The following is an 11,294-nucleotide window of genomic DNA, read 5'->3' as shown; positions in this document are numbered from 1 at the left end:
CCCCCCCCCCCCCCCCCCCCCCCCCCCCCCCCCCCCCCCCCCCCCCGGCGGCCCACGGTGTTCCTTCCTGGGTTTCTCGACAAGTGGCGGGAGTGCTGTGAAATCCACAAGTTCATCTCGATGCCGACGACGAGCGATGGTTCTTCAAGGGCTTGCGCTAACTTCAGCGCTATGTCTCGTATCTGTCGCTGGTTGTTCGCTACATGAAATAGGAAGCGGTCGACTGGATGACGACTGTCTTTTGGTGGTGGCTGACTATGTAAAGTCGTCGCGGGGGTGGGGTGGGGATATCTACAACATTGCTCCTGAGGGGACGGTGGCAGGGTTGCGCGGATATGCAGTAATGCATCGCTCGGACGACGGGAAACTACCGTCCGAGGAGTTGAAATCATTTCATGTCGATTTGGATTCCAAGTGCAAGGCTGTTGTTGATGAACTTGGCTATCAATGATTCTGCGAATTTTTCGGCTGGCAGAGGAGGGGCGGTTTGCGGGAGTGCAGCGAAAGTGAGCGGTATCCCATGGCGCTGGATGGCGACGCGGGGGTGTGGGCGTGAATGTTGATTTCCGGTTTTTCGTGGTTATTGTTTTTATTTTTTATGGGGCTGGTTGCAGGTATCAAGAAGGTGTGGGCGTACCGTTTGGAACGACCTGTGGCGTCGAGGGCAGCTCCGCCTGCCGGGTCAGCTTCCGGGAACTGGCTGCTACGCCCCGGCTATTCGATGGAAAGTTGGTGCGGATGGAGGGCTATCTCGGGGTGAGCCGGGAGCTCTTTGTACTGAATTCAAGCAAAGAGTTGTTTGAGGCCGGAGTGACTGAGGAGACCCAAGTTCGAATTAGAGGGCCAATAGATCTGCAGCAAAGCGTATTTGATGAATACGCGTATTCATGGGTCTCGATAATCGGGGTGTTCAGGACAAGAGAGAGTGACAATTCGACAGGTGATCTGCTGCTTGGCGAAATTCACGCCCCCCTTGAAGTTCGCTCCCTACGAATCCCTGGTCCCGTTCCACGTGCGGAATTTGGAGATGTGCTCGTCAATCTTGAAGATCTGAAGTGAGTGATAGGTTGTGGAAATGGCGTTATGTGCTTTCATTTCTGCCTTCTGTGGCAGGAAAGCGGGATGATCCACAGGCGCGCCTAACATGTGATCGCATGGTCTCCATGTTAGGATTGACACTTGCCAGACAGAGACTTCGGAACATTCTCGATGGCTGGCAGAGTCACAGATATCACAGTACGCCATTTCACTCCTGGGCTGTTCAATTCTACACGTTGCGCGATTGCGTCTGTGTCATTGCGAGCTGATCGATCACGTCGATAGGCTTTGGGGCAATTTCCGCTTGGTTGAAGAATAGGAGGTTTCGCATTGAGCGCTATCGATGTAAAGAATCTCGTTCTAGCCTGTCTGCGGAGGCTTTTGGAATCCGAGCCTGCTTCCGTGGAGCAGGTGTCTAGCTGGTACCAGAGGGCGGAATTTATCAAGAACGTGCTTCGGTCAAGTTCGTATGAAATCGGTGTTCCTCACGTGATATGGCACTATCTTGATGATGCCGATATCCGTATTCGCGATCCCCGCTATGCCGAAGCACAGGTGTTGGCCGTTAGGCGGAGTATTGATGAGTGGGCTTGAGTGCATTCAGAGAAGCTATGAAAAATACATGTTGCTGGCCAGATTTCATTGCGGCATCTCTCTCAAACTCTAACCCTCCGGATCTCCCTCTCCTCCGGGAAGACTGGGCTGGGATGGCGTTTGATCGCAACCTGTATGAGGATTTTGCTCCGAATGATGTTTGGGTGGCGTGGCTGAGCGCACTTTCGGAGCACTTTGCAGATATCGCGATGTGCGCGGTTCGATGTTCAGAGAGCTCCGACGGCGGAAACCCCGTGGAAATTGAGCGAGGTCTGGATGGCCTGCGCTCCTACTGGTTGGAAGATGGGAACTTCATGCGTGATCATTTCTTGTTTTCGCGTGATGGTCGCTGGGTTGTAAAGCTGGATCAGGACGTGACGTTATTTGCGGGAGATGTCACTTTCCTTGCGGATGTTGTCGCGCGACTTGGTGGTGTAGAGCATGTCGAGAAGATGATGCGACGGGACCTGATTGGTACAGCTGAGGACGTAGTTGGTCTCGGTGGGTACGTCAAGGGGCTTCTTGCGCCATTGAACGCATCGAATCCATAGCTGATTGCTACGTAGAAGATTGGGTGTGCGGGCGCTATCTGATGGAGTAGCTTCAAAGGGCCTGCAACGCCGGTGATTGTTCGGCATGCTCCGCAGGCTTTTCCGTCACCCGCGGCGTATTGAATTGGGACTAAGCCATGAATGGCTCTGTTTGCTGTTGATTCGGGTGGTACTCGCGGTGGGGCCGTGGCTTGTGTGGCTCCGGCAGTCGCACAGGAAGTCGTTTCAATGTTCGGAGGCTGCAAGAAATGGCGAACTGCAAGTTGGATGCTGAGCACTCAACCGCGTGGAGTGGTCGAATCCACTCATGCCTGGCTGCTGTGGTTCTTTCGCTGGGGTTGCAGGGTTGTGATTGGTTGTCGGATCCGGTGATTGTTGTAAAGAATGTTGGAAGGGGCGTGATTTATGGCGTCAGCTTGGAGGTTGGCGGTGGTGTGGTAGGCGTAGGATCAATTCCTGTCGGTGAAAGCAGGGTTGTGAAGCCTGAGGTCGCTACTGATTCCTCACTTCTTGTAACTTACTACGAGAGCAGTGTCCGCGTGGTTTGCCATGGGGATGTGTATTTTACGAATAATCTGTACGTCAGAGTTGAGGCGGATGTGGGTGGAGGGGTTTGCCGTATTGCAGAAATTGCGGATTGATTTGATCTTCGGCGCCTGTTTGACGAGTTTTTATAGCGCGTAGCCAGGGTGAAGAACGATGAAAAGCCTTGTTGAGAGCTTCCCCATTTGGGCTTCCATCATTCTAGGTGCCATGTGGGTAAACGCATTTGCGGCTCACAGAATGTTGCTGAAAATCGAGCGTGAACGGCCGGAAGTACTCGCTGCAGTCGGAATCATCAAGGTTGATTGGTGGCTTAGGTGCTTGCGCGGTATTGCAGTGCTTGCCCTTACTTCCAAAGGGCAGACGCTCCATCAGGGGGAACGGTGGGTGTTGAGGGGCGTCGTGATGATGTACGTTTTCTTGATTGCCTCCGGGGTGTCCATGCTTGTTGGCATGTAGAAGACGGTGTCACAAGGCCGTTGATGATGGATGGATCGGCATTAGGGTGAGATTGCCCGTTCCTGGCATCACTCAGCATTTCCCCGTTACGCCTCTGCTTGCTTGCGTCCAGCGCGCAATAAAAAACGCCGCAGTTCCCTGCGGCGTTCTCGTACTTCCCTGATTCTGGCGAATCCTCAGCCCAGCAGCTTCCGCACCTTGGTCAGTGCGGTCATGAACCGCTCGATCTCGGCATGCGTGTTATAGAAGGCCAGCGAGGCGCGGCAGGTAGCCGCGACGCCGAAGTACTGCAGCAGCGGGTGTGCGCAGTGCTGGCCCGAGCGCACGGCCACGCCTTCCAGATCCAGAAGGGTGGCCAGATCGTGCGCATGCGCGCCATCGATCAGGAACGAGACCACCGCAGCCTTCTCCGGCGCTTCGCCGATGATGCGCAGGCCGTCGACGCGGCGCAGCTCTTCGGTGAAGTGCGCCAGCAGTTCGGCTTCGCGGGCTTCCACGTTCTCCTGCCCAAGCTGCTGCAGGTAGTCGGCAGCCACACCCAGGCCGATGAAACCGGCGATGTTCGGGGTGCCGGCTTCGAACTTGTGCGGGGCATCGTTGAACACGGTGCCGTCGAAGCTGACTTCTTTGATCATCTCGCCGCCACCGAGGAACGGCGGCATCGCGTCCAGGTGCTCGCGGCGCGCCCACAGTGCGCCGGTACCGGTCGGGCCGCACATCTTGTGGCCGGTGATGGCGTAGAAGTCGCAGCCGATCGCGGCGACATCGACCTTGCGGTGCGGCACGGCCTGCGAGCCATCGACCACGGTGATGATGCCGCGCTTGCGCGCTTCGCGGCAGATCTCGCGCACCGGGTTGACCGTGCCCAGCACGTTGGAGACGTGGGTGACGGCCAGCAGCTTGACCTCCGGGGTCATCGCCGCGCGCAGCGCATCCAGATCGAGTGCGCCGTCAGGCGTGATCTCGGCCACGCGGATGGTGGCGCCGGTACGCTGCGCGACCAGCTGCCACGGCACGATGTTGGCGTGGTGCTCCATGCGCGTGATCAGGATCACGTCGCCGGCCTTCAGCCGCGGCAGCGCCCACGAATAGGCCACCAGGTTGATGGCGAAGGTGGTGCCGCTGCACAGCACCAGGTCGCTGGGCCGCACGTTGAGGAAGCGCGCCAGCGTGTTGCGTGCGCCTTCGTAAGCGTCGGTGGCTTCGCTGCCCAGTGCATGCACCGCGCGGCTGACGTTGGCGTTGTAGCGGCGGTAGAACTCGTCCACCGCGCCGATCACCTGCACCGGCTTCTGGCCGGTGTTGGCATTGTCGAAATAGACCAGCGGCTTGCCATGCACTTCACGCATCAGCAGCGGGAAGTCGAGGCGGACGCGGTCCCAGTCGGGGGCGCCGGTGCGTTCTTCGATCGGGCGCGGCGTGGACAGGTTCATGCCACACCTGCCTCGGCCAGCGCCTTGTCCAGGCGGCGTGCCAGCTGCGCACGCAGTGCGTCCGGCAGGATCTTCAACGGCTCGTGGCAGAACGCGGCGCTCAGCAGTGCCTGCGCCTGTGCCTGCGGCAGGCCGCGCGAGCGCAGGTAGAACAGCGCGTTGGCGTCGAGCTGGCCGACAGTCGCACCGTGCGCGGCCTTCACTTCATCGGCGTCGATCACCAGCGTTGGCTGGGTGTCAATCTCGGCATCGGCCGACAGCAGCAGGTTCTTGTTGGACAGGTTCGCGTCGGTGCCATCGGCGCCTTCGCGGATCTGGATGCCACCATGGAACACCACGCGGCTGCGGTTGGCGGCGACGCCGCGCCACAGCAGTTCGCAGGCGGTATCGCGTGCGATGTGGTCGATACCCAGGCGGGTTTCGACGTGGCGGCGGCCATTGCCAAGCAGCACGCCGTTGGCGGTCAGCTGGGCATTGTCGCCTTCCAGGCGCACGTTCAGTTCATGGCGGCTGAGCGCGGCGCCCAGTTCCAGGTCCACGCGGTGGTACTGCGCGTCGCGGGCCAGCACCGCGTCGGTGCGCAGGAAGCTGGTCTGGCGCGCGCTGCCGGCCTGCACGCGGGCGTGCTTGAGCACGGCATCGCGGGCGACATGGGCATGCAGCACGGTATTGTCCAGGTGGGCGGAGTCGCCCACGCTGAAGCGATGCTCGACCACGCCCAGGCTGGCGCCGGCACGCAGTTCGATCAGGTGGCGGTGATGCCAGGCCAGGTCGGTGTCACCGGCGACGCTGGCGAACACCAGCTGCAGCGGCACGTCGACCTGCACGCCTTCATCCACGCGCAGCACCACGCCTTCATCGGCCAGCGCGGCATTCAGGCGGGCGAAGATCTCCTCGCTGCGCTCGTAGCGGCGGCCGAGGAAACGCACGGCATCTTCGCCAGCGGCCAGTGCGACCGACAGCGGCTGCAGCTGCACGCCGGCCGGCAAGGCCTGCACGTCGCTCAGCGCGGTATCCAGACGGCCGTTGACGAACACCAGGCGCGGCGCCGGGATGTCGTCCAGCAGGGCGGCGTCCAGCGCCGGGCCCTGCAGCGGTGCCGCAGCGAACGCACGGCGTTCCAGCTGCCGCAGCGAGGTGTACTTCCAAGTCTCGTTGCGGGCGGCCGGCAGGCCGTCACGCAGGGCCGCATCCAGCACTTCGCGGCGCGCATCGCTGCCGCAGAAGGCCTGGGCCATCGAATCAAGCAGGGCGCTCATCAGACCGCCGCCTCGGGCACGACCCGGTCCTTCAGGAAATCATAGCCGTGCGCTTCCAGTTCCAGTGCCAGCTCCGGGCCGCCACTCTTGACGATGCGGCCATCGGCCAGCACGTGCACCACGTCCGGCTTGATGTAGTCCAGCAGGCGCTGGTAGTGGGTGATGACCAGGAACGAGCGGTCGGCGGCGCGCAGTGCGTTGACGCCATCGGCCACGCTCTTCAGCGCATCGATGTCCAGGCCCGAGTCGGTTTCGTCCAGGATCGCCAGCTTCGGTTCCAGCACGGCCAGCTGGAAGATCTCGTTGCGCTTCTTCTCGCCACCGGAGAAGCCTTCGTTGACGCCACGGTGCAGCAGTTCGTCCTTCAGGTGCAGCACGGCCAGCTTCTGGCGCACCAGCTTGAGGAACTGCATGGAATCGAGTTCTTCCTCGCCGCGTGCCTTGCGCTGGGCGTTCAGTGCCGCGCGCAGGAAGTAGGTGTTGTTCACGCCCGGGATTTCCACCGGGTACTGGAACGCCAGGAACAGGCCGGCGGCGGCGCGCGCTTCCGGGTCCTGGTCGAGCAGGTCGACGCCGTCGAACTGCACGCTGCCTTCGGTCACTTCGTAGCCGTCGCGGCCGGCCAGGACATTGCCCAGGGTGGACTTGCCGGCGCCGTTCGGGCCCATGATGGCGTGCACCTGGCCCGGCTGGACGTCCAGCGACAGGCCCTTGAGGATTTCCTTGTCGCCGATGCGGGCGTGGAGGTTTTCGATCTTCAGCATGGTGGGGATTTCCGTGGGGCGGGCCGCGGCCCGCCGGTAAAGAGAATGCGTTTGCGAGGGGCAGGGGCGGGCGGTCAGCCCACCGAACCTTCCAGCGAGACTTCCAGCAGCTTCTTGGCTTCCACCGCGAACTCCATCGGCAGTTCGCGGAACACCTGCTTGCAGAAGCCGTCGACGATCATCGACACCGCGTCTTCCTGGCTGATGCCACGGGCGCGGCAGTAGAACAGCTGGTCGTCGGAGATCTTGGAGGTGGTGGCCTCGTGCTCGACGGTGGCGCCCGGGTTCTTCACCTCGATGTAGGGGAAGGTGTGCGCGCCGCACTGCTTGCCGATCAGCAGCGAATCGCACTGGGTGTAGTTGCGCGCGCCATCGGCGTTGCGGTCCACCCGCACCAGGCCGCGGTAGGTGTTCTGGCCGCGGCCGGCGCTGATGCCCTTGCTGACGATCTTGCTCTTGGTGCGCTTGCCGACGTGGATCATCTTGGTGCCGGTGTCGGCCTGCTGGCGGTGATGGGTCAGCGCCACGGAGTGGAACTCACCCACCGAGTCGTCGCCCAGCAGCACGCAGGACGGGTACTTCCAGGTGATCGCCGAGCCGGTCTCGACCTGGGTCCAGGTGACCTTGCTGCGCGCGCCACGGCATTCGGCACGCTTGGTGACGAAGTTGTAGATGCCGCCGACGCCGTTCTCGTCGCCCGGGTACCAGTTCTGCACGGTGGAGTACTTGATCTCCGCGTCTTCCAGCGCGACCAGCTCGACCACGGCGGCGTGCAGCTGGTTCTCGTCGCGCATCGGCGCGGTGCAGCCTTCCAGGTAGGACACGTAGGCCTTGTCCTCACACACGATCAGGGTGCGCTCGAACTGGCCGGTGTGGCCGGCGTTGATGCGGAAGTAGGTGCTCAGCTCCATCGGGCAGCGCACGCCCTTGGGGATGAACACGAAGCTGCCATCGGAGAACACCGCCGAGTTGAGCGCGGCGAAGTAGTTGTCGCCGACCGGCACCACGGTGCCCAGGTACTGGCGGACCAGCTCCGGGTGCTCCTTGATGGCCTCGGACATTGAGCAGAAGATGATGCCCTTCTCGGCCAGTTCCTTGCGGAAGGTGGTACCGACCGACACCGAGTCGAACACCGCGTCCACCGCCACGCCTGCCAGCTTGGCACGCTCGTGCAGCGGCACGCCCAGCTTGTCGTAGGTGTCCAGAAGCTCCTTAGGCACGTCATCCAGCGAGGCGTACTTCGGGCCCTTCGGCGCGGAGTAGTAGCTGAGCGCCTGCAGGTCGATCGGGGCGATCTCCAGCTTGGCCCAGTCCGGCATCGGCATGGTCAGGAAGTGGCGGTAGGCGTCCAGGCGCCACTGCGTCATCCACTCCGGCTCGTCCTTCTTGGCCGACAGGGCACGGATGGTGTCCTCGTCCAGGCCCGGCGGCAGGGAGTCCGACTCGATCTCGGTGATGAAGCCGGCCGAATACTTGCGGCCGAGCTGCTCGTGGATCTCGCGGTTGGGGGTGTCGTCGTGGGCGACGTTTTCGATGGTTTCGGTGGCCATGGGGGGGCTGCCTGTGGATCAGGAGACGACGTCGACAGCGATGGTGCGGCGCTGTTCGTCATCGGCAAGGGGAAGAGGGGGCAGGATCTGGGCGAGGGTGACATCGCGCAGGGCCTCGGAGACCACGTCGTTGATCAGCCGCCAGCTGCTGCGCGCGCCGCACTTGGGCGCCATGCCGCACTGATGGTGGTCGTGGCTGCATTCGGTCAGGGCCAGCGGCCCTTCCATCGCTTCGACCACTTCGAACAGCGAGATCTCGACGGCCGGGCGGGTCAGGCGGTAGCCGCCACGGACACCGCGCAGGCCTTCGACCAGGCCGGCCTGGGCCAGTGGCTTGAGCACCTTGCTGACGGTGGGCGGCTCCAGGCCGGTGAATTCGGCCAGCTCGGTGGCACTGAGCACCTCGCCCGGACGGGCGGCAAGCACGGTCAGTACGACGGTGGCGTAATCGGTGAGCTTGGTGACACGCAACATGGGGATGCGAGTGGTTCTTAAAGCGGACTGAAATTGTACGCTTTTATTCGCCGCCATCCAACCCGGGCATTCAGCCGGCGCTGGGCCGGGCGGGAGGACGCGCCGGGCCGTTGCCGGGGCGCCATGCTGCGCTACCGGGGTGATTTTCGCAATCACCCGGAATGGGCGAGAATCCAGGTTCCATCCGCTGCAAACAGCCCGTGCCGATGCCGAAGAAGATCCAAGCCCGCAAGTCCGCCATCCATGGCAACGGCGTGTTCGCCGTGGCCCCGATCAAGCAGGGCGAGCGCGTGATCCAGTACAAGGGCCTGCTGCGCAGCCACGGCGATGTTGATGCCGATGACAGCGGCGACGTCGAAAGCGGCCACACCTTCCTGTTCACCCTCAACGACGACTGGGTGATCGATGCCAACTACAAAGGCAATGACGCGCGCTGGATCAACCACAGCTGCGAGCCGAACTGCGAGGCCGTGATCGAGGAAGACGAGGACGGCGACAGCCGCGGTGACAAGGTGTTCATCGAGGCGCTGCGTGACATCACGCCCGGCGAGGAACTGACCTACAACTACGGCATCACACTGGCCGAGCGTCACACTGCCAAGCTGAAGAAGATCTGGGAGTGCCGCTGCGGCTCGCCCAAGTGCACCGGCACCATGCTGCAGCCCAAGCGCTGACCGGTACCGGGTAGGGCCGGCCGCTGGCCGGCATGGCGCGATGCAGGTGCCGGCCAGCGGCCGGCACCACCTGGAGCTCTCCACCTGCCGTGCACGGCAGGGTCACTGCCCTGCAAGGGCCGTTCTTCCATTCTGTCGGCACCCCCAACCGGAGTGCACCCATGGCAGAACGATTGAAGGGCAAGCAGATTGCCATCCTTGCCACCCACGGCTTTGAACAGTCCGAACTGACCGAACCCAAGCGGCTGCTGGAAGCCGAAGGCGCGCGCGTCAGCGTCGTGTCGCCTGCAAAGGAGGCGACGATCAAGGGCTGGAAAGAGAAGAACTGGGGCGACGCCGTTGCAGTGGATATTCCGCTGGATGAGGCCGATCCGGCCAGCTTCGATGCCCTGGTGCTGCCGGGAGGGGTCATCAATCCGGACACGCTGCGTACCGACGAGGCTGTACTCGGCTTTGTCCGCGCAGTAGACGAAGCAGGCAAGCCTGTGGCGGCGATCTGCCATGGCCCGTGGCTGCTGATCAACAGTGGCCTCGCCGATGGCCGCGCGCTGACGTCCTGGCCGTCCCTGCAGCAGGATCTGACCAATGCCGGGGCGAACTGGCGCGATGCCGAGGTGGTGGTCGACGGTAACGTGATCACCAGCCGCAAGCCGGATGACATTCCGGCCTTCAGCGAGGCGGTGGTAAAAGCACTTGCCGCGTGATGCCTTGCCGGTAGTGCCGGCCGCTGGCACCAGGTTGCCCAGGTTCTGGTTGAAGGTGACCACCAGCTTGCCGTTCTTCACCTGTGCCGACTGCACCTGCAGGGCGCCGAGCATGCCGGCCACGGCCGGGTCCAGCTTGTAGATCGGCTCCCGCTGGGCGTAGTCGCTCAGCCAGGCGTTGAGCAGGCCGCGGGTACGGGAGTCGAGACGACCGCCCTGGTTGGCCGGGGTGAAGTCATCCACGCTCGGCTGCTGCAGGTGGAACCCCTGGGTCTGCGCGTCGTAGCGCAGGCCGCTGCTGAGCTTCACCGTACCCAGTTTGGCCGGATTGCCACCGGCAGTGGCCAGTGCCACGTCCATGCCAAGGTTCAAGCGCTCGCCGGCCGGGAGGCTCAGCTGCGGGTGGCTCATCGTCAGGGCGATCAGGCCGCCGAGCGCGTCCTGCGTGCGCGGGAAGCTGCCATCAAGGTACTGCTGTACGTCGCTGGCACCGACCGACAGTTCCCGGCCGGAAATGGAAGGCGCAGCCTGGGCGCCGATTGCAGCGGCGATCAGCACGGTGGAGGCCGCGAGGCGGGTCATCAGGGAACGCAGGCGCATGGCAGAGACCGATGGATGCGGAATGGATGGTTCAAAGAGTAGCCTTGCCGGCTGAATCGCGCGTGCATGCCGCCGCAACGGTTCAGTCCAGCGATGGCCGCAGTTGTGCCGACTGGATCTGCCAGGCGCTGCCGTCGGCGCTGGGTTGCACCCGGTACCAGCCGCCGAAGTGGAAGGTGCCCTCAGGAGTCACCGCGCGGATCCGCACCGGAACCTCCAGCAGCTGCGGCGGCTGGTGGCCGTCGCGCGCGATCGGCAGCTCGCTGGTCAGGCGCAGGCTGCGTACGTCCGTCAGCTGGCGCAATGCGGCATCGTCAGCGCGCCGGGCATCGCTGGGCGGGAAAGTCCACGCGGCGTCGGCGGCCTTGCGATCGCGATTGAGCAGGGCCATGACATACGCGTTGAGCATGGCCGCGGGCAGCTCGGCGTCGGCCGCGACGGCGGCAAACAGGGGATCGACATCGATGGCCCGCGCAGCCGCTGCATCGCTTGCTGCGGCGGTCTGTGGCTTCGTGCTGGCAGTCGTCCTGGCCGCTACCGGCGGTGCGGCATCCGCTGCGTCGGATTGCGATGGCGGCCTGGAGCAGGCCAGCAGCACCAGTGGTGCGATCAGTATCAGGACCCTGCGCATGCCAGCCTCCTCCCCGAGGC

General features: G+C 63.1%; 12 protein-coding genes and 1 pseudogene. 6 read left to right on the top strand and 7 right to left on the bottom strand.

The features are described 5' to 3' along the window. Positions 1-552 precede the first annotated feature (552 nt). The 4 genes from O0J15_RS13485 (at position 553) to O0J15_RS13470 (ending at position 3,185) form a co-directional block, all read left to right on the top strand. A complete protein-coding gene (locus O0J15_RS13485) occupies positions 553-1,059 on the top strand; it encodes a hypothetical protein (RefSeq protein ID WP_134730473.1) in 507 nt (168 codons plus the stop codon). 686 nt (positions 1,060-1,745) lie between these two features. Further along, complete coding sequence (locus tag O0J15_RS13480; protein WP_058979329.1) at positions 1,746-2,183, top strand: hypothetical protein; 438 nt, start codon at positions 1,746-1,748, stop codon at positions 2,181-2,183. 368 nt (positions 2,184-2,551) lie between these two features. Continuing rightward, positions 2,552-2,824, top strand: coding sequence for a hypothetical protein (locus O0J15_RS13475; RefSeq protein WP_152525795.1), 273 nt, complete (start codon positions 2,552-2,554; stop codon positions 2,822-2,824). A 58-nt stretch (positions 2,825-2,882) separates the two neighbouring features. Next, positions 2,883-3,185 carry a hypothetical protein gene (locus tag O0J15_RS13470; RefSeq protein WP_155029087.1) on the top strand — a complete coding sequence of 101 codons (303 nt, stop codon included), beginning with the start codon at positions 2,883-2,885 and terminating at the stop codon, positions 3,183-3,185. Between the two features lie 176 nt (positions 3,186-3,361). Here O0J15_RS13470 and O0J15_RS13465 read toward each other — a convergent pair whose 3' ends face one another. From O0J15_RS13465 to O0J15_RS13445, 5 genes are all read right to left on the bottom strand, one after another. Beyond that, positions 3,362-4,618 carry a cysteine desulfurase gene (locus tag O0J15_RS13465; RefSeq protein WP_010483557.1) on the bottom strand — a complete coding sequence of 419 codons (1,257 nt, stop codon included), beginning with the start codon at positions 4,616-4,618 and terminating at the stop codon, positions 3,362-3,364. Further along, on the bottom strand, positions 4,615-5,877 hold the full coding sequence (sufD, locus tag O0J15_RS13460) for a Fe-S cluster assembly protein SufD (RefSeq protein WP_308305799.1): 1,263 nt from the start codon (positions 5,875-5,877) through the stop codon (positions 4,615-4,617). The genes O0J15_RS13465 and sufD overlap by 4 nt, the downstream gene beginning before the upstream one ends. Beyond that, positions 5,877-6,641 (bottom strand): Fe-S cluster assembly ATPase SufC, encoded by a 765-nt coding sequence (sufC, locus tag O0J15_RS13455; RefSeq protein ID WP_019659403.1) that lies wholly within the window; start codon positions 6,639-6,641, stop codon positions 5,877-5,879. The genes sufD and sufC overlap by 1 nt, the downstream gene beginning before the upstream one ends. A gap of 74 nt (positions 6,642-6,715) precedes the next feature. Beyond that, entirely contained in the window at positions 6,716-8,191 is a 1,476-nt protein-coding gene (sufB, locus tag O0J15_RS13450) for a Fe-S cluster assembly protein SufB (protein WP_005408435.1), read from the bottom strand. A gap of 18 nt (positions 8,192-8,209) precedes the next feature. Beyond that, complete coding sequence (locus O0J15_RS13445) at positions 8,210-8,665, bottom strand: SUF system Fe-S cluster assembly regulator (protein WP_021203135.1); 456 nt, start codon at positions 8,663-8,665, stop codon at positions 8,210-8,212. A gap of 206 nt (positions 8,666-8,871) precedes the next feature. Here O0J15_RS13445 and O0J15_RS13440 point away from each other — a divergent pair, with 206 nt between their 5' ends. After that, positions 8,872-9,339, top strand: a complete 468-nt coding sequence (locus O0J15_RS13440) for an SET domain-containing protein (RefSeq protein WP_026346957.1) — start codon at positions 8,872-8,874, stop codon at positions 9,337-9,339. A 161-nt stretch (positions 9,340-9,500) separates the two neighbouring features. After that, positions 9,501-10,043, top strand: a complete 543-nt coding sequence (locus O0J15_RS13435; protein WP_019659400.1) for a type 1 glutamine amidotransferase domain-containing protein — start codon at positions 9,501-9,503, stop codon at positions 10,041-10,043. Positions 10,044-10,046: 3 nt separating this feature from the next. Here the strand turns inward: O0J15_RS13435 and O0J15_RS13430 are convergent. Beyond that, positions 10,047-10,643: pseudogene (locus O0J15_RS13430) on the bottom strand (hypothetical protein); the annotation flags it as partial. 82 nt (positions 10,644-10,725) lie between these two features. Continuing rightward, positions 10,726-11,274 carry a hypothetical protein gene (locus O0J15_RS13425; RefSeq protein WP_308305798.1) on the bottom strand — a complete coding sequence of 183 codons (549 nt, stop codon included), beginning with the start codon at positions 11,272-11,274 and terminating at the stop codon, positions 10,726-10,728. Positions 11,275-11,294 lie beyond the last annotated feature (20 nt).

Origin of the sequence: Stenotrophomonas sp. Sm10 (assembly GCF_030985515.1) — a bacterium.
Lineage (GTDB): Bacteria > Pseudomonadota > Gammaproteobacteria > Xanthomonadales > Xanthomonadaceae > Stenotrophomonas > Stenotrophomonas hibiscicola.
The sequence above is the reverse complement of the archived record's forward strand: the minus strand, read 5'-3'. Positions and strand labels throughout refer to the sequence as shown.

Excerpts from the sequence above, each read along its gene's own strand:
- O0J15_RS13480 (WP_058979329.1), top strand. The coding sequence starts at position 1,746 with ATGGCGTTTGATCGCAACCTGTATGAGGATTTTGCTCCGAATGATGTT.
- O0J15_RS13470 (WP_155029087.1), top strand. The coding sequence starts at position 2,883 with ATGAAAAGCCTTGTTGAGAGCTTCCCCATTTGGGCTTCCATCATTCTA.
- O0J15_RS13465 (WP_010483557.1), bottom strand. The coding sequence starts at position 4,618 with ATGAACCTGTCCACGCCGCGCCCGATCGAAGAACGCACCGGCGCCCCC.
- sufD (WP_308305799.1), bottom strand. The coding sequence starts at position 5,877 with ATGAGCGCCCTGCTTGATTCGATGGCCCAGGCCTTCTGCGGCAGCGAT.
- sufC (WP_019659403.1), bottom strand. The coding sequence starts at position 6,641 with ATGCTGAAGATCGAAAACCTCCACGCCCGCATCGGCGACAAGGAAATC.
- sufB (WP_005408435.1), bottom strand. The coding sequence starts at position 8,191 with ATGGCCACCGAAACCATCGAAAACGTCGCCCACGACGACACCCCCAAC.
- O0J15_RS13445 (WP_021203135.1), bottom strand. The coding sequence starts at position 8,665 with ATGTTGCGTGTCACCAAGCTCACCGATTACGCCACCGTCGTACTGACC.
- O0J15_RS13440 (WP_026346957.1), top strand. The coding sequence starts at position 8,872 with ATGCCGAAGAAGATCCAAGCCCGCAAGTCCGCCATCCATGGCAACGGC.
- O0J15_RS13435 (WP_019659400.1), top strand. The coding sequence starts at position 9,501 with ATGGCAGAACGATTGAAGGGCAAGCAGATTGCCATCCTTGCCACCCAC.
- O0J15_RS13425 (WP_308305798.1), bottom strand. The coding sequence starts at position 11,274 with ATGCGCAGGGTCCTGATACTGATCGCACCACTGGTGCTGCTGGCCTGC.